This window comes from Methylobacterium sp. Leaf118 (assembly GCF_920984675.1).
In the GTDB taxonomy this organism is placed as follows: Bacteria; Pseudomonadota; Alphaproteobacteria; order Rhizobiales; family Beijerinckiaceae; genus Methylobacterium.
In genome coordinates, this window is the sequence record NZ_CAKLBV010000061.1 from 1 (window position 1) to 19,924 (window position 19,924).

The 19,924-nt window shown below is 67.4% G+C and carries 12 protein-coding genes; 4 read left to right on the forward strand and 8 right to left on the reverse strand.

The window, feature by feature from the left end; all coding sequences use genetic code 11:
- The 4 genes from LW587_RS19560 to LW587_RS19575 form a co-directional block, all read right to left on the reverse strand.
- The coding region (locus LW587_RS19560) for a non-ribosomal peptide synthetase (RefSeq protein WP_232631268.1) at positions 1 to 2,765 on the reverse strand (2,765 nt) is incomplete at its 3' end.
- Positions 2,766 to 3,058: 293 nt separating this feature from the next.
- On the reverse strand, positions 3,059 to 4,342 hold the full coding sequence (locus tag LW587_RS19565) for a hypothetical protein (protein WP_232631269.1): 1,284 nt from the start codon (positions 4,340 to 4,342) through the stop codon (positions 3,059 to 3,061).
- Between the two features lie 37 nt (positions 4,343 to 4,379).
- A complete protein-coding gene (locus tag LW587_RS19570; protein WP_232631270.1) occupies positions 4,380 to 5,147 on the reverse strand; it encodes a helix-turn-helix transcriptional regulator in 768 nt (255 codons plus the stop codon).
- 398 nt (positions 5,148 to 5,545) lie between these two features.
- The gene (locus LW587_RS19575; protein ID WP_232631271.1) at positions 5,546 to 6,487 is read right to left on the reverse strand and encodes a LytTR family transcriptional regulator DNA-binding domain-containing protein; all 942 of its coding nucleotides are present in this window, start codon (positions 6,485 to 6,487) and stop codon (positions 5,546 to 5,548) included.
- Positions 6,488 to 6,941: 454 nt separating this feature from the next.
- Between LW587_RS19575 and LW587_RS19580 the strand changes: the two genes are divergently transcribed.
- Positions 6,942 to 8,474, forward strand: coding sequence for a serine hydrolase (locus LW587_RS19580; protein ID WP_232631272.1), 1,533 nt, complete (start codon positions 6,942 to 6,944; stop codon positions 8,472 to 8,474).
- A 183-nt stretch (positions 8,475 to 8,657) separates the two neighbouring features.
- On the opposite strand, the gene LW587_RS19585 is transcribed toward LW587_RS19580, so the two are convergent.
- Positions 8,658 to 9,485, reverse strand: coding sequence for a gamma-glutamylcyclotransferase family protein (locus LW587_RS19585; protein WP_232631273.1), 828 nt, complete (start codon positions 9,483 to 9,485; stop codon positions 8,658 to 8,660).
- Between the two features lie 974 nt (positions 9,486 to 10,459).
- Between LW587_RS19585 and LW587_RS19590 the strand changes: the two genes are divergently transcribed.
- The 3 genes from LW587_RS19590 (at position 10,460) to LW587_RS19600 (ending at position 13,174) form a co-directional block, all read left to right on the forward strand.
- The gene (locus tag LW587_RS19590) at positions 10,460 to 10,735 is read left to right on the forward strand and encodes a hypothetical protein (RefSeq protein ID WP_232631274.1); all 276 of its coding nucleotides are present in this window, start codon (positions 10,460 to 10,462) and stop codon (positions 10,733 to 10,735) included.
- 694 nt (positions 10,736 to 11,429) lie between these two features.
- Positions 11,430 to 12,737, forward strand: coding sequence for a phosphoribosylamine--glycine ligase (gene purD / locus LW587_RS19595; RefSeq protein ID WP_232631275.1), 1,308 nt, complete (start codon positions 11,430 to 11,432; stop codon positions 12,735 to 12,737).
- On the forward strand, positions 12,734 to 13,174 hold the full coding sequence (locus tag LW587_RS19600) for a nucleoside deaminase (protein ID WP_232631285.1): 441 nt from the start codon (positions 12,734 to 12,736) through the stop codon (positions 13,172 to 13,174). The genes purD and LW587_RS19600 overlap by 4 nt, the downstream gene beginning before the upstream one ends.
- A gap of 14 nt (positions 13,175 to 13,188) precedes the next feature.
- Here LW587_RS19600 and LW587_RS19605 read toward each other — a convergent pair whose 3' ends face one another.
- The 3 genes from LW587_RS19605 to LW587_RS19615 all read right to left on the reverse strand — a co-directional run bounded on the left by LW587_RS19605 (position 13,189) and on the right by LW587_RS19615 (position 19,739).
- Complete coding sequence (locus tag LW587_RS19605) at positions 13,189 to 13,377, reverse strand: hypothetical protein (protein ID WP_232631276.1); 189 nt, start codon at positions 13,375 to 13,377, stop codon at positions 13,189 to 13,191.
- A 250-nt stretch (positions 13,378 to 13,627) separates the two neighbouring features.
- Positions 13,628 to 17,647: a glycosyltransferase family 2 protein gene (locus tag LW587_RS19610; protein ID WP_232631277.1), complete on the reverse strand. Its 4,020-nt coding sequence runs from the start codon at positions 17,645 to 17,647 to the stop codon at positions 13,628 to 13,630.
- A 1,126-nt stretch (positions 17,648 to 18,773) separates the two neighbouring features.
- Positions 18,774 to 19,739 (reverse strand): glycosyl hydrolase, encoded by a 966-nt coding sequence (locus LW587_RS19615; RefSeq protein WP_232631278.1) that lies wholly within the window; start codon positions 19,737 to 19,739, stop codon positions 18,774 to 18,776.
- Between the last annotated feature and the right edge of the window lie 185 nt (positions 19,740 to 19,924).

Below are 19,924 nucleotides of genomic sequence, written 5' to 3' on the forward strand. Positions count from 1 at the left end.
CGCTCCGCCAGGGCGCGCCGCAGGGCGGCCCCATCCACCTCCGCCCCCGCCTCCGGCACCACATACCCGACGAGCTGCTTGTCGCCGTGATGGTCGTCGCAGACCAGAACGCTGGTCTGCGCCACCGACGGGAGACGTCCGAGCACCGCCTCGATCTCGCCGAGCTCGATGCGGAAGCCGCGGATCTTCACCTGATCGTCGGCGCGGCGCAGATAGTCGAGCGTCCCGTCCGAGCGCCAGCGCGCCACGTCGCCCGACCGGTACATGCGGCCCCCGGGCGGCCCGAACGGGCAGGCGATGAAGCGGCTGGCGGTGAGGCCGGGGCGGTTGAGATAGCCGCGGGCGAGGCCGGCGCCCGCGATGTAGAGCTCGCCCGGCACCCCGACCGGGACCGGCTGCAGGGCCGCATCGAGCACGTAGAGCTGCGTGTTCCAGATCGGGCGCCCGATCGGCGGCGTCTGGAAGGCGCCGGAGACCTCCCATTGCGTCGACCAGATCGTCGTCTCGGCCGGTCCGTAGACATTGCGCACGCGGCCGCCGCGGGCCACCAGATCCCGGGCGAGCCCGGCCGGCAGCGCCTCGCCGCCGACCAGCACCTGCAGGCCGCCCAGGTCGCTTCCGGCCAGCAGCAGGTTGCGGAACAGCCCCGGCGTTCCCTGGACGATCGTGGCCGCGCTGGTCCGCAGGCGGGCAGCCAGCGCCTCGGGATCGAGGATGACGTCCCGGGCCGCGACGACGACCCGCGCCCCGTCGAGGAGCGGCAGGAACAGTTCGAGGCCGGCGATGTCGAAATTGATGGTCGTGACCGAGAGGAGCGAGTCGCCCCGTCCCAGCCGCGTGGACGCGCGCATCGCGGCGAGCAGGTTGATGAGCCCGGCATGGCGAACGAGGATGCCCTTGGGCAGCCCGGTCGAGCCCGAGGTGTAGATGACGTAGGCGGTGTCCTCCGGCGAGAGCGGCGCGGCGCGGACCGCATCGTCCGGGTCCAGGCTCGGCTGCGCCTCGAGGAGCGCGGCCGTCTCCTCGGTATCGAGCGGGAGGGCGGGCACGCGGTGCTGCGTGGCCGCGGCGATGCGCGGATGGGCCTCGGAGGTCGTCAGGATCAGCGCCGGCCCCGCATCGGCGATCATGTGGACGAGGCGCGCGGTCGGATAATCGGGATCGAGCGGGAGATAGGCGGCGCCTGCCTTGAGCGTGGCGAGCAGCGCGACGACCAGATCGGTCGAGCGCGGCATCGCGATGCCGACGAGGCCGCCGCGGCCGATCCCTCGGGCGATCAGGTGATGCGCCAGCCGGTTCGCCCGGTGGTTCAGCGCCTCGTAGGACAGGGACGTGGTCTTGTAGACGACCGCCTCCGCGTCCGGCGTGCGGGCGGCCTGTCGCTCGAACCAGACGGGAAACAGCGCCGTCGGCGGCGCCCGCTCGGTCTCGTTCCAATCGGAGAGGAGGCGGCGGCGCTCCTCGAACGAGAGAAAGCTCTGCGCGCCGATCGGCGTCGCGGGTTGCGCGAGCACGGCCTCGAGGAACCGTTGCAGGTGATCGAGATGCGTCCGCACGGCCGCGTCGGTGTAGAGGGCCGCGTTCGCATCGAAGGCGACCTCGATCGGCTTTCCCGCCCCGCGATCGAAGAAGAAGATGTTGAGGTCGTCCGCCGGACCGTTGGCGACGTTGCGGGTGTGGATCGGATGGGGGCCGAACCGCAGATCGTAGCTGAACGGCTCGATGTTGATCGTCGTCGCCGTCACCGCCCCGTGATGCCGGATCTGATTCACGTCCCGCCGGATGGTCTCGCCGCGATAGCGTTGATGCGCGAGGCACCGGCGCACCTCCTCGTGAACCTCCCGCACGAGAGCCGGCAGCGTCGTCCCTGCGTTGATGGCGATACGGAACGGCACGACGTTGGCCATCATGCCGAGGCTCGCGCGCAAGGCGGGGCTCGCCCGGCCGCTGAGGGCGAGGCCCAGCACCAGATCGGGCTGCCCCGTCATCCGATGCACGAAGGCCGCCGCGAGGGCGATCAGGAGCCGCGGGAGCGACGTGTCCAGGCTCTTGGCGAGGCCGCGCAGGGGCTCCGTCGTCGCGAGGCCGAGGAAGCGGTGGTGCCGCAGCGTCGGGCCCACCGGCGCGTAATGCCCGGCGAGGCTCGCCGGCTCGGGCGCATCCCTGTAGCGCCCGATCCAGTAGTCGCGGTCCGTCGCGAGCGCCTCCGAGGCGGCGTAATCCGCCTCGTCGGCCAGGATCAGATCCTTGCTGGAAAAGCTGGGCCGGCCGGTCGCGTGATCGGCCGCGAGCGCGCCGTAGACCTCGGCGACGCGCCGGACGATCAGCGAGACCGAGGCGCCGTCGAGCGCGATGTGATGGTAGCGCTGCAGCCACGCGTAACGGGCCGCGCCGAGCCTGAACAGGCTGAAGGCGAAGAGCGGTCCGGCGGCCAGATCGAAGACTTGCTTCAAGTCGTGTTCGATCTGCGCCTGCAGAGCGCCCTCGGGATCGTCCGCGGTGCTGAGGTCGGCGAAGGCGAGGCTCCAGTCGCGCGGGGGGCGGGGCACCTGCGCCAGCCCGTCCTCGTCCCGGACAAAGGCGACCTGGAGGGCGTCGGCCTCATCGACGGTCTGCCGGAGGGCCTGCTCGAACCGGGCTCGGTCGACGGCGCCGTGGATCTCGATGCACTCGGCGATGGTGAAGGATGGGCTTGTCCGATCGAGTTCCTGCGCGAACCAGATGCCCTGCTGGGCACGCGAGAGCGGTTGGCGCGCACGGATCACGAGCATCCTCCCTGTCGGGTGTTCGTGCCGGCCCGCGGATCGCGGCCGGCGGCTCCCCGGCATCCGCGTCGCCCGCTCGCGCTCCGAGTCCCTGCCGTGATGGGGCGAGCGCATCGGCCTGGATCCCGGATCCCGGACGATGGTGTCTGGTCTTGTGGTGCATCGTCTTGATCCGAACGCCGGCGGTTGCCGTTCGGAAGGCTATTTTTCTGTTTTCGGGCCGCAGTGTCGCTTGCGAAACGCCGGTGTTCAGCTCTTGGGCCGATGCTCTAGCATGTCCCGTCGCGGTGTTCTTACCTCTGACGGCCAGGGACTTGCCTCGGAACGCCAGGAGGCGACGGTTCACGAGCCTTTGATGGAGCCTCCGGGACTGACCGGAGCCGGGCGGCGTCGAGCGCGCCCTGCACGGCGCGGGCGTAGTCGAACAGGAGGCCGGGGGTCCACGTCATCGCCTCCGCCCGGGTGCGCCAGAACGCGGCGCGCCACATCCGCGGATCGACGAGCAGCCTCAGGGCGGTTTGGAAGGCCGCCGGACCGCCCAGAACGCCCGCGAGGGCGGCGTCGAGGCAGAGGGCGACGGTCGACGCGCAGTTGCGTCGCGTGAGGTTGTAATGCTCGGCCTGCCGGTAGACCGACAGGAAGCGGGCGAGGGCGGCAGCGTCGTAGCACGGGAAACAGACCTCCCGATCCGGGCTCCCGCGCCGCCGGCTTTCGGCGGCGAGCGAGGGCAGGAAGGTGCCCGGCACGTCGTTGTGCGGCCGTCCGACCAGCATGCGCCGAAAATCGTGGCGCGATTGATCGAACTCCTCGATCGGACACAGGCTGACGTAGAGGTCGGGCGGCCGCGACAGGGCGATATGCCCGGTCTTCAGGAGGCCATCGGCCCCCACGGCGGCGATGTAGCGATCGACCAGGAAGCGGTGCGGGGCGGCCCGGCCTCCGCCGGCCGGGCTCCAGACATGCAGGGTCAACGGGATCTCGGTCGGGTCAGGCCGCGCCGGGGGCGGCGCCTCGGCGGAGCGCCGCAGGGCGAGCCCGAAGCCGCCGAGCAGGGCTGCGGCGCGGGCGAACAGCAACCCGATGACGAAGGCCGCCGCGTGACCGGACGGAATCGGCGACGGCAGCGCAATCATCCCGGCGAGGAGGAATTCCGCGATCGCCAGGGTGAAGGGCCGGCCCCAGCCCACCGGCCGGATGAGCGCGACCGACACGGAGCGGTGGAGCCCGTCGAGCCCGAGGGCGGCCGCCACGACGACGGTCGCCACGAGGTCGTCGTCCCACGGATTGCGCAGGGCGAGCCCCGCGAGGGCGAGCAGCCCCAGCCCCACGCCCCGGGGGAGCCACGGCCCATGACGGCCGCCCGCCTGCGCCGGCAGGGCGAGCCGGCGCAGGCCGAGCCCGGCCAGTCCGAGGGCGAAGAGGCCCGTGGTCGCGGCGACCGACAGGCCGTGCAGATCGAGGACGAAGACGGCGCTGAGGGCGAGGCAGGCGAGCGCGGCGCCGACGAACACCGGCCATCGCGTCCGGATCGCGGGCTTGCCCACCAGAAGAAGGGTCAGGCGGAGCAGGGTCGCCATCGGCATCGGACCTGCCGTCGGGGGCCGCGGGCGGGGGTTAGGTTCGCGGCCGACGCTTCAGCTTCAGCACGATCGGAGCATAGCCGAAGGCTTCCTTGAAGGTGCGGCTGAAATGGGCGGGATTGGAAAATCCGCAGATCAGCGCCGCGTCCGTCACGCTCGCGAAGCGGCCGTCCTGCAGCCCGGTATGGGCCGTCGTGAGCCGGATCTGCCAGAGCGCGCGCATGAAGGTGGTTCCATCGGCGGCGAACAGCCGGCTCAGCGTCCTCGGTGCGATGCGGAACGCGTCCGCGACGCTGTCCGGCCCCAGCCGCTGATCCGCCATGTGCGCCCGCATGTAGTGGACGATGTCCGTCAGGAGCCCGGGCCGGTCGGGGCCGATCGCCCGGGATCGAGGCTCCGGTGACGTCACCGAGAGCGCCAGCATGTCGAGAACGGCTGCGCCCAGGCGCCGCAAGGCCCTCTCGTCGACGTGATGCTGCAGGCTCAGGACCGTGCGGACGATGGAGGCGACCAACGCACCGAGGGGCGCCCGTCCGTCGATATGCCGCGGCAGCGGTCCCGCCGTCGCCTCGGGCCGCGGGGCGAGCCGGGCGCCATCGACATGGGCCGCCGCGAGCAGGGAGCGGGCGCTCGATCGTGCCGTGAACGGCGACCGATCGTCGAAGAGGAGCAGATCGTCCTGCCGGGCGCGGACGTCGCATCCCCCCTGCGACAGGACGACGTCGCCCTCCAGGACGAGGACCAGGACCTGCGCCACCGAAGGGCCGCGTCCCGGGGCTCGCAGATCGTGGAGGCTGGACATCACGGCGAACGCGCCGGGCCCTGGGGCGGGCGGCGCGCCTCGGCGGCCGGGATCATCCCCCGAGCCGTCCGCACGCAACGCCCGTCGCGCGGCCGGGGCCGACGGGTGGTTTGCCAAGTGTGGGCGTTGCGAGGGTGGGCGTTGCGAGGGTGAGCGTTCCGCGGGTGGGCGTTGCGAGGGGGGGCGGTCCGTGAGGGCCTCCAGACCGGGGAGCCAGGCCGGCCGGTCCGGGGCACCTTCGTCGGGTGAAATCGCCGTCATGACGCCGTCCCACGGTCCTGCCCTGCACCGGGGGCCGGATCACGCCTCGACGGTTCCGCGTTTTGCGGCTTCGCGCAATGTTCGGGGGACGAATCGACATATGGGCCGGACGAATGACCCCGCGGACCCTGCCTCCGTCACAGGCCCATCCGGGTCTTCAGTGCCTCGCGGCCGGACCGTGAGATCGGCAGGGCGTTGGCGAGGTGGCGCAGTTCGACGCTCCAGGACCCGCGCGGGTTTCGCGTGACCGCGCGGACATGCAGGAGGTTCACGATCGCGGTGCGGTGCACTTTCACGAAGGAGGCTGGCGAGAGGAGGCCGGACCAGAGGCCGAACGATCGCAGATCGGTCATGCGCGAGCCGTCGGCGAGCAGGATCTCCGTGACGTTGCGGGCCGATCGCAGGCAGACGATGGCGCTGGGTTCCACGCCGCGGACGCCCTTGCGGGCACGGAGATAGATCAGCGGGACCGGCCGGCTGCGGGGCTGCCCGGTCCCCTCCTCGCCGGCCCGGCGGCCATAGCGCGCCGCGGCGATGAGCTGCGCGCATTGAAACAGCGCCTTCACCTCGGCGTCGGGCCAGCGGTGATACTGTCTCACGGCATCGAAGCCGAAGGCGCTCCTGATGCGATTCTCGTAGATGATCGGGACGGCCAGAATGCTCTTGTCATTCTGGCGATACATCTCGGCCTGAAGGCTTCGCGCCGTGCGCGGCAGTCCCTCGACCCGATTGACCATCACGGCCCGGCCGTTCGCCAGATGGCGATGAAGCCACGCGAACATCGTGACGGGCGCGTCCTGCAGGTCGTGCACGAAGGAGGTGATGCCGCGCCGGCTCCATTCATGGGAGTTGCGAAAGGAGACGAGTTCGGAATCGTACTCGAACATCCAGGCCCTGTCGGATTCCGCCGCCCGGCCCAACGCCTCCAGAATGGCCGAGATGGCCGCATCGACCGGGAGGGTCAGCAGGGCCCGCCCCGCAAGGAAGGCCCAGTTCGAGTCGGGCGCATCGGCGCAATCGGCCTCGGACAGGATCTCATAGGCGGGCGGCGTATCGGCCTCCGTGACGCGGCGGATCACGGCCGGACCCCGTCGCACCCCCGCGAAGGGAAGGCCCCTGAGCCGGATCGCCGGGGGCCGTCGACGCACGGGGTCCGCATCCCGTCGGGCACGCCGCCGGCCCCCCGCCGCACGGCGCCCGCCACGTGGTGGTTCGAGGCCGCCTGCGGTCGAGGCCGACGGCCCTCCCCCCGGGCTCGTCCGGGCACCGGCATGCGTGTTCGCTCCTCACGTCAGAACGGCCATATCGAAGGGCCAAGGCAATGGGCCCTTCGCCGGGGGCTGTATCGAAGGCCCATGTCAGCAAGACCAAGCGAAAAGACCAAGTCAAAAGGCTTTGCGTCCGCTCGGATCCGAGCCACGATGCTGTGATCTTGGGAGATCCTCCCGCGCACTCCCCACAGGATGCACCGTTATGGCCACGGGACGAAACGCGGATGCAGGTCCGACGGTCCGAGCGCCCGGAGCTCGCGCCATGACCTTACGCACCCGATGGCTCGCCTTCGGGGTCGCAACCCTTGCGGCACTTGCCGGTTCGGGGCTCCGGGCGGAGGAAGCCCTGGAGGGGCCCCAGGAGGGAGCGAAGGCTGGGTCGTCGGACGACGCCGCCTTCGATCGGTTCGTGGAGGAGACGCGACGCCGCTACGGGGTGCCGGGCGCCGTCGTCGTCGTTGCGAATGCCCGGGGCGCCGTGACGGTGAAGGGCTACGGTCTCAAGGAGCAGGGAAAGCCGGGGCGCGTCGATCCCGACACGCGGTTCCAGATCGCGTCGGTGAGCAAGTTCGTGACCGCGACCGCCGTCGGGACGCTCGTCGAGCGGGGCGTGGTGTCCTGGGACGGGCCCGTGCAGGCGCTCTCGCCGGAGACGGTGCTGGCGCTGCCTTACGCGACCGAGACGGCGACGTTGCGGGATTACTTCGCGCACCGGACGGGCCTGCCCGCCTATGCGGGCGACCTGCTGCCCGATCTCGGCCTCCCCTCCGAGGACCTCGTCCGCCGCGCCCGCTTTCTGGCGTTCGACCACAGCTTCCGGTCGCAGATGGCCTATTCGAATTACGGCATCTTCCTCGGCCAGCACGCCGCCGCGACAGCGGCGGGGACGACGCCCCCCGACCTCATCGCCAAGGCGATTCTCGAACCCCTCGCGATGACCCGGTCCGGGCCGACCCAGTCCTGGCTCTTCCAGGACGACAACCGCGCGTCCAGCCACGACCGCGACGGGACCGTGATGGCCTACGAGAACGTCGACAGTTTCAGCGGTGCCGGTGCCGTCGTCTCGACCGGTGCCGATTTCGCGCGCTGGATGGGCATGGTGCTCGCCAGCGGGCAGGCCGGCGATCGCCGCCTCCTGGCGAAGGACACGCTTCGGCAGATCTTCGCCCCCAGCATGGTGGAGGGGCCCGGCGGCCCGCTGCGCGACGAGAACGCGGCCGCCGGGCTCGGCTGCGACAGCTACGGCTTCCTGGGGCAGCGCATCGTCGAGAAGAACGGCGCCCTGAACGGCGTGCGCACCATCGTGACCCTGATCCCGGAGCTCGAGATCGGCATCGCGATCTTCGCCAACAAGCAACTCACCGTGTTTCCGGAAGCGGTTCGGGCCGAGTTCCTCGAACGTCGGATCGGCCGCTCGGGCATCGACCTGCAGGCGCGGATCCGCGCCGAGCAGGACGCCTGGAATTCCATCGTCGACGTTCCCACTCCGCCGGCCGACACGCGTCCGGCGCCCCATCCGCTTGCGGCCTATGCCGGGATCTACGACAGTCCCCTCTATGGCCGCCTGCGCATCACGAACGGGGAGGACGGCCTCGCCGCCACGATCGCGGACCGGCCTGCCCTGCTGTCGCACTGGTCGGCGGATACGTTTCTCCTGCGCTTTCCCAATCCCGATATCGCCCCGGGGCTTCTCACCTTCCAATTGGACAGTGGCCGTGCGGTCCGGATCGAGGGCAGCCGGGTGCCGGGGGGCATGAGCGTCAGTTACGGGACCTTCGACCGTGCGCCGGAGTGAGGCCTGACGCCTGGCCTGACGCGCCACGCAGAGGGCGCGCAACGCCGTGTCGTGACGGCCCTCCCCTCCACGCCGGCCGCCTCGGACCGATGCGATGAAGCGGCCTCACGAACCGCCCGATCCCCGATTTCCGATCCCCGAGCCTTCGCCCTTCCGGCCCAGCGGGTGTTGCGAGACACGCTCCTATTCGGAGTTCTCGGCGAAGGGCGAGCGGATCAGGGGCGGGGCGATCGCCGCGGCGCGGCGGGGCCGAGCCTCCCGCAACCGGACCGGGCGATAGAGCCATCGCGCCGCGAAGGGGCCGGGGAAGAGACGGTCTTGGAAATGCGCGGATGCGGGCGCGATGGTCGAGAGCAATTGGTCGGTCTCGGCATAGTGCCGGTCGTAGATCCACGGCCGACGGGCCATGGCGCGATCGTTCAGCCAGAACCGATTCCAGTCCGCCGTCGTCTCGATCAATTCGCGGGCATAGTCGTCCCCGTAATCCAGGGCCCCCTCGACGACGGCATCGATGTAGGATTGCAGGATGGGAAAGTCGCCCGAGGCGGGTCCCACCTGGCTGAACTCCGCGTCGTCGATCGGGACATACACCCAGATCGTTCCGGACACGGGCAAAGGCTGCCAGGACACGGCCTCGATCTGTCCCGGCGGCACGGGGATGCGCCGATATCCTGCCTCGCGCAGGTCGAAGGCGGCCAGATCGTTGTGGGCGACGGGATAGATCACGCCGTTGACCGTCATCGGCGCTTCGCCCCGGCGCGGTGGGCGCAGTCCCAGGGCCGTGAACCCCGTCGGGCAGCGGAAGATCCACGCTCTGAGATGGCCGAAGGCGGCCGACAGCCGTACCGGCGAACCTGCGATCGGCTTCATCGACGTCTGATCGCGCAAGTGCCCGTTGATCAGCGAGCCGTAGCCGAAGATGAAGTCGGTCGGCAGATCCGGCAGGCGTCGGCCCCAATACCCCGTCGGCGGGGCGACCTCGACGTCGCGCGCGGCGCGAAAGCGGGTCATGCGAACAGCCCGTCGCGCGCGAGCGGGCGCCCTTCGTCGATGCCGAAGGACCGCGCCCGTCGATCGATGTCGGCGGCGGCGTCCGTATCGCGCCTCACTGGGGCGATTCCATCGAAAGTCCGGGACAGGTCACGGCCGTCCCGCCCGTCCTGTGTCCCCCCGTCCTGTGTCCCCCCGCCCTGTGGACGTTCGCGACCCCCCTGCCCTGCGACCGGCCGACGGGCGTCCCGCAGCGATCCTTCCTCCGCACCCCGCTCGACACTGCTTCGCTCCCCATAGGCTGACCCTAAAACGTCGCTCCGGCACCGGGGCGAAGTGCGGCCTGCGCTGCTCGCCCCATTCTCGCTCGCGACGCGAGACGGATGGATCCCGCGCCCCCTCCGATCCCTGGAGAACCGCTTTTCATGAGAGCCGGCGTCCCCCTCGGGCCGACGCACTCCTTGTCCCATCCCAGGCCTGCCGCGACGGACCGCGAATGCCGCGTCCCCTCGATCGCTTCGGCCTGTGACCGGATTCCTTTTCAGGCTCGACCGCCGTTCCGGATTTCGCAAGATCGGATGGACGAATCGACAGGGAGGACGGACGAGCCGCGCCCTACGGCGCGCTTCGAGCCACCGGCGGCCGGTCTGCCGTCGGGCTGACATCGGCCTTCGGGGCTAGGGGCGTCCTGCCCGATCGCGCCGTTCGGGCGTTCGCCTCTCGGCGGCCCTGCATCAACTGGGACGACGGGGGCCTCACCCCGCGCGACGCAGGAGTGGCAGCCAACACGCGGCGGGCAGGACCGTGACGGGCTGTTCTCAGGCCCGAGCGCCGCGCAGTCAGGGTGCGAACAGCCCGGGCGTGGCAGCAGATGCGGCGGCCCGTCTCCCGGTCCCCCGCCCTGACCCGAGGTAATCACCCGCGCCCGTGATCAGAGGCCGGGATACAGGCGCGTTTTTATGAGGTTGTCCGTCCACGCAATGTTCGGAGCCCCCATGAAACCGCTCACCGCCCTTGCCCTCGCCCTCGCCGCAGCCAGCCTCATCCCTCTGGCCACCTCCGCCGATGCGCGGCCGCGAAAGAAGGCCCGCGGTGTCGTCACCTCTGACAGCAACGTCACCGGTGGCCGCAACCGGAACCGCACCCTGTCGCGCGGGGCGACCGGCGCCAGCACGATCCAGTCCAATTCCGCCGCTGCCGGCAATGCCAACCAGCCGGCCCGGGCGGCGCCGCAGGGAAGCGGGGGCGGCGCGAGCGGCGGCAACAACTGATCCGGTCCGGGTCACGCGGCTTGCCCACCCCGGCGATGGAGCTCCCGCCCGGCCGTGGTGCGGGGGCATCGCAAAGCCGCGAACGCGCGCGGACCGGCGGCACGGGTCGAGCACGCGAACTTCCGCAGGCGCCTCTTCGCGAGATCGGCTTCGCCTGCCCCCGTGGACCGGGGCAAGCGCCCTCCGCACCGCTGACGCGGCGGGACACGCCTGGAGAGCGGGATCGGGATGAAGCGCGGAGGCCGGACCCTCACGATCCGGCGTGTCCGTCTCTTCAGATCATCTGGGACAGAATCAGGGCCGCGGTCACGGCCGGCGCCGCCGCCATGGCGACCGCCCAGGGCCAGACGGGCATCCCGCGCTGGCGGCGATTGTCGTTCGCGGCTCGGGGGGCGAGCCGCCGCGTTACCAGGTAGCGCGAAAGCCGGACGATGTCCGTCCCGGGGCGGGGGCCCGAGGGAGGCGCGGCGGTGGTCGAGTGGCGGCAGAGGGGCATGGCTTGCGTCAACGGGCGAAACGGCCAGGGCGTTCCGCCACGCCCCGCCGCCCCTTGCGAAATCCGCGAGGATAGTTCGACGGCTGTTGGAGGGCGCCCCTTCGCCGAGACGTTTGGCCGGGCCGGCGGCTCCGGGCGCCGCCCGATTTCCCGTCGATCCCCTTCCCCCGGCCGACGATTTTTGGGAAGGGAAGTTCCATGAGCGCACGCCCTCTCAACATCCTGCTCGTCGGCTCCGGCGGGCGCGAGCACGCCCTGGCCTGGGCCATCGCCAAGTCGCCGCTCTGCGGCCGCCTGTTCGTCGCCCCCGGCAATCCCGGCACGGCGCAGCATGGCGAGAACCGCCCGGACCTGACCGTCTCCGACCACGCCGCGGTCGTGGCGTTCTGCCGGGCGGAGGCGATCGGGCTCGTCGTGGTGGGGCCGGAGGCGCCGCTGGTGGCCGGGCTCGTCGACGATCTCGCGGCCGCCGGCATCCTGGCCTTCGGGCCGACCCGGGCGGCCGCACAGCTCGAAGGCTCCAAGGGCTTCACCAAGGAGCTGTGCGCCGAACACGCGATCCCCACCGCCGCCTTCGCGCGCTTCACGGCGCTCGAACCGGCGCTTGCCTATCTGCGCGAGCGCGGCGCCCCGATCGTCGTCAAGGCCGACGGCCTCGCCGCCGGCAAGGGCGTGACGGTGGCCGAGACGCTGCCCGAGGCCGAAGAGGCGGTTCGGGCGATCCTCGGAGGAGAGGCGGGGGGCGCCCTCGTGATCGAGGAATGCCTGTTCGGCGAGGAAGCGAGCTTTTTCGCGCTCTGCGACGGCACAAGGGCGATCCCGCTCGGCACCGCCCAGGACCACAAGCGGGTCCATGACGGCGACCGCGGGCCCAATACCGGCGGCATGGGCGCCTATGCACCGGCCTCCATCGTCACCCCGGCGATCGAGCAGGCGGTGATGGAGCGCATCATCGGGCCGACGCTGGCCGGCATGGCGGCGCGCGGCACGCCGTTCTCCGGCATCCTCTATGCCGGGCTGATGCTGACGGACGAGGGGCCCAAGCTCATCGAGTACAATACCCGCTTCGGCGATCCCGAGGCGCAGGTGCTGATGCCGCGCCTTTCCGGCGACCTCGTGCCGGCGCTGCTCGCCGCGGCCCGCGGCGACCTCACGGGCATCGTGATCGGGTTCGAGCCGGGCAGCGCCGCGCTCACCGTCGTCATGGCCGCCGCGGGCTATCCCGGTCCCGTCGCCCGCGGCTCCGAGATCCGCGGGATCGCGGCGGCGGAGACGGAAGGCGGCGCCATCGTGTTTCACGCCGGCACCCGCCGGGACGGCGACCGGCTCGTCGCCGATGGCGGCCGGGTGCTCGCCGTGACGGCGCTCGGCTCCAGCGTCGGGCAGGCGCGGGCGCGGGCCTACGCGGCGCTCGCCCGGATCGACTGGCCGCAGGGCTTCTGCCGCAGCGACATCGGCGGTCGGGAGGTGGCGCGCGAGGCGGCGGGCGCGGCCACCGGCCGCTGATGGATCCGTTCGACCTCGCCTTCGCCGCCGCCCGGGAGGCCGCCGCGCAAGGCGAGGTGCCGGTCGGCGCCGCGATCGTACGGGACGGCACGGTGCTGGCAGTGGCCGGAAACCGCCCCCGCGGGCTCCACGACCCCACGGCCCATGCCGAGATCCTGGCGATCCGCGCCGCCTGCGCCGCGCTCGCCGACGAGCGGCTCACCGGCTGCGACCTCTACGTGACGCTGGAGCCCTGCCCGATGTGCGCGGGCGCCATCGCCTTCGCGCGCCTCCGGCGCCTCTACTACGCCGCCAGCGACCCGAAGGGCGGCGGCGTCGAGCACGGAGCCCGGGTGTTCAACCAGCCGACCTGCCACCACGCCCCGGAGGTCTATTCGGGGTTTCGCGCGCGGGAGGCGGCGGGGCTGCTGCGGGATTTTTTCGCGCAAAGGCGGTGACGGCCGGGCCCATGTCAGTCGAGCCCCCGCCGCCGTGATCCGAGGGCGAGAAAGGCCAGGGATCCCCCGGCGACCAGCCCCAGGACGAACCCGGCGCCGAAATCGCTGTCGTGCTCGTGCGTGCCGAGCCAGAGGCTTCCTGCCGCGAGCGACAGGACCAAAGTGAGGATGGCGGGGTCGAGGAGCCGGCGAAGCCTGCGCATCCCGCACGATACCACAGCTGCGACGGGCAAGTGGAGGCCGCACCGGCGGGACGGATCGGCGTGCGGGGGATTCAAAGCTCCGGCCGGCTCGACCCGGACGGCTGACGATGACGGGCGCCACCGGCGCCCTTCATCGTTTTGGCTCAGGAGCGCACCGATGCCGAGACACGGCGCGGCCCCCGGCAACGGCGCGATCCCTCATCGGCGGGCCCGCGAGGAAGGCAGCCCGCGGCCGATCGAGGCCGTCCCGTCAGGCGCGGCCGGAGGGCGCGCCGAGGATGCCTTGGACGAAGTCGCAATGTTCCCAATGTACCGAGACGGACGGATCGTAGATCCGGTCCCGACCTTCCGCCATCAATGCGGCGTACTTCCGATACTCCTCCGCGTTGTTGAAGTGCTGGCCGCGTTGGACCTCGCGCAGAGCCTTCGCCCGGAACGACGAGTTATACTTGAAGTGGGCGAACAGCATCGCCTCATCGGAGACATCGACCTCCGCGGCATAATGCAATCCGGCCGACAGGCGCATCCACGGCTTGTACTTCAGGAGGGCGATCTTCTGCGCCACGAACAGGCTTCGCGGCGATCCCGGCAACAATCGATGGCGAAGACTGCTGGTCCAAGTCGGGGCGTTGGAGTAAGGGCCGTAACTGTCCGCCGACAACCGGAACGGCTCCGCATCGACGCAACTGGCCTCGCCGAAGGGGCCCTTCTTCCGGAACGTGGCCTCGGACAGAGGCCCCTCCGGATACATGTCCAGCATGAAGATGCGGCATCCGTTTTTCCCGGACGCATCGAGCTGGGTGATCTTCTCGGCGAGGGAGGTCGTCTTCCAGCCCTGATAGACGAGCAATTCGTCGGCGTCGGCGACGATCGACCATTTGTCCTGACGAAGCTCGGCGAGCAGCGCCTGCTGCCACGCGACGCCATATTGCGACATCGAGTACTCGGTATCGACCGAGAACACGACCGTATCAGGCTGCTCGTGGAGATACTCGAGCGTCCCATCATCGGAGATGTTGTCGACGAAAATAAAGCAATCCACTCCGAGCGCCCGGTAATGGGCGAGGAAATGGGGCAGCATGAACATCTCGTTGCGCACGCAGGCCACGACCGCGACCTTGCTGTCGGTGGCCAGCTTGATTTTTGAGATGTCCGAGACCAGTTCCAGCGCGTTGCAGTTCCAGCCCAGCTTCGGCTCGGAGTAGGTCGGCCAGATCTTGCGCGGGAACAATGTCTGGTCGTTCAGGTGCGCCATCGCCGCCAATTGGCTGTGCTCGGTGTCGAGATGCACGAGCTTGGTGCCCGACGCCTGCGACGGCCAGAAGCTGTTCCCCCACAGGGACACCGGGATCGCCTTGGAATGGGTGCGGCGCTGGACGGCGACATAATAATCCTCGTCGGCCATATAGATGCCCTCCGTCGCCAGCAGATCGCCGATCAACTTGTCTTCCATGAAGGAATAACGGATCAGCTTCTTCCCGTCCGGGCGCTCGACGACGCGCAGGATCGCTTCCATGGCCGTACGGCTGAGCGCATATCCCGATCCGCCATCCGCGTAGAGAGACGGCTCAGGGGATTTGTCGAGCTCCAGCTGGCCCCTCTCGGAGCTCGACTTCTTGTTGTGCCACGCCCGGTCGGTCGATCCCAGGGACCGTTCGACTTTACGCCCGTAGTAATCGAATTTCCGATAGCTCAGGCTATGAAAATACTCATCGACGTTGAGGAAGCAATCGTCATCGATCTTGAGCATGTATGAAAAATTGGTGTTCTGGGCGACCCATTCGACCGCCCGAACCGTCTTTTCAGGAAGCCCTTCGTAATTGTCGGCCGCGTTCAAGCGAACGACATCGCCGTCGATCTGGCCGTTCCCGTTGCCCGTGATGATGATGTAGGGGACGCCGAGCTGCTTGAGTTGGCTCAACCACCCTTTGCGCAACTCCGTGATTCTCGTGTTGAGGTATGGCTCGCACGAGAAGACGACCACGATCGTATCGAAGACAGGATTGTGGGGCGGATCGAACTTCTTGATCAGAGCGGACTGCGTCTCCGCCGGGTCGCTCGTCCCGACGGAAAACAGACTCAAGACCGCTTGGCGATTGACGTTCGGCTCAGCCGCCTGGCGGCGAATGACGGCACGCCGCGCTTCGCGCACGGCCGGAGCGGATTTCGCTGCCGCCGCTTGAGGCCCCAACCGATTGAGGTTGTCCGCGATCGACGACAACAGGACACGAGCCCTGAACGCATCCCGGCGCTTGAGCAGGACGTCGAACAGGACCAACAGAATGGCGAAGCCGATATAGGAACTCCTCTCGTGGCAGAGAACGGAGCACTCGTGACAGAACTGGGCTAAGTCGAAATCTTCCGGGAATGCACTGTCCGGATCCGAGAGAAAGTCGAGAGTCTTCGCCGCCTTCACCTGCAGGTGGTAGTAAGGAGCTTTGGCGACGCCGGAATGGCAGTGATCGATGTATTTTCGGGTGAAGCGTAAGATGTCGGAATCGCCGGTCTGATGTGCGAGCGGACTCGCCATGGACCGTAACAAGATTCCCGGACTCTTGAGCCGCGCCTCTTCGACCATTTCGAGGGTCAGCTTCGTATCGGATCCAACAACCGCGCTGCTCAATCCGCAGGTTTCCAGCTGAATGCGGGCGATATCGGGGTTCTTCACGGTCTGGAAGAAATTCAAAGCGGCCGTGAGATCGATCTTCTTTCCAGACGCACGATCGACCAGAGCGTTGAAAAACCGTCGCGCGACTTTGATCCGCCCAGGAATGAGCACGTCCGAATATTCTGCCAGCTGACGATAAAACTCAGGCGAAAGTCCATAATTTCGCAGGATCATATTCAAGATTTCGTTCTGCAAATATTCAGAGAAGCTCTGGACTTTTGCAGCCATCTCGACCGCGACGCGGATCAAATGGACGCAGTGAGAGCGCCCCCAGTAGGTCGCTCCCTGACTGTCGATGATCGAAATGTAAGCGTAGATGATCTCTTCGCGGAGCCTCTCGTCGATACGTCCGCCGATCGCCGACTCGCCTTCGATGATTTGCCGCATGGTCCAAGCCAGAGAAGGCGTGGCTAACCATCCGCTGAGGCTCGTCATGGCCCACATGTATTCGCGGACAACGTTGTATTGCCCCTTCATATAAACGTAGGGCAGGCCGTTCGAGCGGCTCCAGAGCGTATCACCGGCGTCGAGTTGGTTGATCCCCACCTCCGAGGCGACGGCGTGCAGTTCCAGAAAAGCGTTGCGAATAAGCAGAAATTCGGTCGCCATCGTCACGAACAGCTGTCGCGACTGAGAATCGCGCAGCTGTTCACGCAGAACCTGTCGCAGGAGTTGCGTGACATTTGCCTGCGGGTTTTGCCGGAGAGTCTGCACGAACAGTTCGTACGCTCCCTCGACAATCAGATTCGTTACCTGCCAAGCGCTCTGAACCGGGGCCGATTTGACGACAGGATCGCTGGGAGACGACTCCGCGTCTTCATGGGCGTCGGCATGAAGGAATTCGAGGACGTTGAGTTCCTTTGCGCGCGTTTCAAAATACTGCCTGGACGAATTCGTCAGCTTATCGAGAAGTTCGCCGAAACGAATGTGTTCAATAGCATACAAAAACGGAACGAGATCGACCTTGCCGAGGCGGCCATCGGCCATCCGCTCTAAATAACTAAGGACATAGCTTTTTGTAATCAGGAGCTGTGGGCCGCAATTGACCTTGTTGGATTGGACTTGAACGATGATCGGCCCGTCGTCCGGAACGCCGACCCAGATGCGCCCCGGCAGATCAATCCGGAAGGCGATCCGATCGGTGGGCGCCTCCTCTCGACGCGCAACGTCCGGCAGATCCAAACTATCGGCGACGAAATATTCTCCGACATCGACGTCATTCTTTCGAACCCAGATTCCGTGGACCTGAGTCGGGAGATACGGATCGAACGCCCAGCCGGCGACTTCCAGCCCGCAATCCGGCTGAATTTCCGCTTTTCCGGACCGCTCGTTCGCGACACTGCCCTTGATGTCAAAGCTGTCCGCTTCAATCCCACCCTCGAATCGAAGGTGAGAAATAGTCTCGATCTCGCGGAACCGCCCAGGGGCAAACTTGATCAAATCTTCATCGCCCACTTTGAGGGCGATGTAATCTTTTTCAAAAACAAGATTGATGACAAATTTTTCAACAGTCGGGTCAAACGACACCCGCAGCTCGTCACCCCAACCGGTTCCAAGATCAGAATTTAATACGATGATGCCCAGCTTTGCCCGAATCGACAAGTGCAGCGGCGTATTTTTAGTGTTCTTTGAAGTGAAATATAGATTGGATATATCAAACTTATCAGTGCATACACTAAATTTGAAAGAAAGGGGACTTTTCGCGTCAAAGGCTATCATCATAGATTTCCGCCGCAAAGTTGACTAGTAGCGCGCTTCAGAATTTTACCGATTTTTGCATTTGATGTCAACGTACGGCTTAGCTTCGTGCTTGCTGCTCTTCTGCTCGCAGGGGTAGTATCAAAGCCATAGATGCCGCTTTCGTTTACAGTCTTCAACGCGGGACGATGAGGCAAGGCGCCCGCCAAACCGTCCCTCCACTTCGAGGTCGGACGGCTAGACTCCGGCCAGGACGCGCACGGCGCTGGCCGGATCCGGCGTGGGCTCAGAGTCTCGGGGGCCGTGCAGTTCACCCATGCCTCGATGCTGCCCGCTTGGGAACCGCGGGACCCGGCCATGCAGGATTCGGACCTAGCAGCCTCTTACAAAACTCTCGCAGCGCTGTCGCGCTCGGAGGAGTACGCTCGGTGTTCGGGCGTTGTGCGAAGAGCTCGCCGTCGCCTGAACCCTCAAGAGCGCGCTCCGCAGTTGGAAAATTCACGAGCGTAGGAGCCGGTGAGTACGATATTGCCTAGTGTGCGGCGCGGTAACCCTGGGACACGCGGCGTGTACGGTCGATAGCCGAACTCCGGCGGGTGACCGGATCCCCACGGACGAGCCTGAAAGCGCGACGCTCCGGCATCCGATCGGGGGTTGCCATCGCAATCATGTCGCGGGAGCAGACGGTGCTCGCGAGCAAGCGGCAGGACAGGGTGGACCAGCGTGGTGTTCGGGCCCGGGCGCCGTCAGCGATGTCGATCCCTCACGATGTCCCGCATCCGCGCGTTCCCGACTCGAACGTTTGGGGGGGGGGCGTCGGGCGCTTTCCAGGCCTTGTCGGCTCTTCTCGACAGCGGGCCCCCGGCTGGCGGGCCGATTCCTACGCAAGGCCCCTCGTTGAACGCGCTCTGGTGCGCCGTTCAACGAGGGACCTTGCAGCAACCGGCGAGGCGCGGTTCACCAAACGCCTGGGGCGCCGTCACGGCCGCAGGATGAGCGCTCGGGAATCGGGGGGGGGCGTTTTTCGAACTTAGCGGACGCTCACCCGATTGCAGTCCATCGCGGATTTGGGGGCCGGCCACTGGAATTGGGCGTAGTAGCATCCAACGCGTGTCAGCTTGCCGTCGGGCGTGAACAGACTCGAGGTACGAAGCTCCTCGTACTTTGCGGTTTTCCGTCCCGCGCTGTACCAAGAATACCGTTCGACGAATTTGCGCTTCTCCAATTCCGGCAGGACAACCTTCAGGAACTGGAGCACGTCCTCCTCGTCGTACTTATTGACGCAATCTTGCGAGCAGCGTCCCGCCCTGGAAGACCAATCGGCGACAGCGAATTCCGTGATCCAGATCGGTTTGCGGTATCGACGATAAATCGCATCGAGTTTCGATAGAAACTCTGCGGGATCCGGTTTCGTGTACAAGTGCACCGCCATGAAATCGACTTGGAGCCCTTGCTCCTCCGCCATTTCGTTGAACTTGGCGAACCACTTACCGAAGGGATTGGCGGCGGCGGGACTCGATAACCGTCCGGCAAGGCCACTGAGGGATTTCCAACGGCTGACGACCTCCTCCACGGACATCGTCGCCTGGCGTTCGACGTCGGGCTCATTGGCAACCAGCAAGGCAGGGACTTTGCCCAAGCTTTTGACCTGGGCATATTGCCGATCCCAGTCGGCGCCGCCCCAAAGCATCGGAACGAATTTCTCCGGGGGCGCATTCACGACCGGTTTTGGACGCCAAGTGTAATACCAGGCGACATTGAGGGCCTGAATGCGATCGTCCGCATCTTGTTCGTAGAGGGCGATGCCCTTCTTCTCGCTGGCGGCCGCCGGCGCCACAAGGGCGCCGGTGAGAAGTGATGCAAAGCACGCCCACACGATGGCCTGTGAGGCGGCGGCTCGGGGAGAGCGCACAGCCTCGTTTCGGCGTCGATGCTTCAAAGAAACAAACAGGCTGCCCAATCGTGTTGCATTGAGAAAGTCCTCAATCGCAGCCATCACCGAAGCCCTTTCGCCTGCCGGTTGTCGTTTTCGAGCGGACTGAGTCTGCCGAATTTTGGGCATTATCAAGACAACGAAAGCACAGGAGCCATGCAGAGGCGCGCGATGCGTTTCAAGATGTCGTGACGGGTCATTGGGGGGCGAGAGGGCTCTCGATGGATGCTGATCGTTGGCAGCGAGGG

Coding starts and splice junctions, on each gene's coding strand:
- LW587_RS19590 (WP_232631274.1), top strand. CDS start 10,460: ATGAAACCGCTCACCGCCCTTGCCCTCGCCCTCGCCGCAGCCAGCCTC.
- LW587_RS19615 (WP_232631278.1), bottom strand. CDS start 19,739: ATGGCTGCGATTGAGGACTTTCTCAATGCAACACGATTGGGCAGCCTG.
- LW587_RS19585 (WP_232631273.1), bottom strand. CDS start 9,485: ATGACCCGCTTTCGCGCCGCGCGCGACGTCGAGGTCGCCCCGCCGACG.
- LW587_RS19565 (WP_232631269.1), bottom strand. CDS start 4,342: ATGGCGACCCTGCTCCGCCTGACCCTTCTTCTGGTGGGCAAGCCCGCG.
- LW587_RS19605 (WP_232631276.1), bottom strand. CDS start 13,377: ATGCGCAGGCTTCGCCGGCTCCTCGACCCCGCCATCCTCACTTTGGTC.
- purD (WP_232631275.1), top strand. CDS start 11,430: ATGAGCGCACGCCCTCTCAACATCCTGCTCGTCGGCTCCGGCGGGCGC.
- LW587_RS19570 (WP_232631270.1), bottom strand. CDS start 5,147: ATGTCCAGCCTCCACGATCTGCGAGCCCCGGGACGCGGCCCTTCGGTG.
- LW587_RS19580 (WP_232631272.1), top strand. CDS start 6,942: ATGACCTTACGCACCCGATGGCTCGCCTTCGGGGTCGCAACCCTTGCG.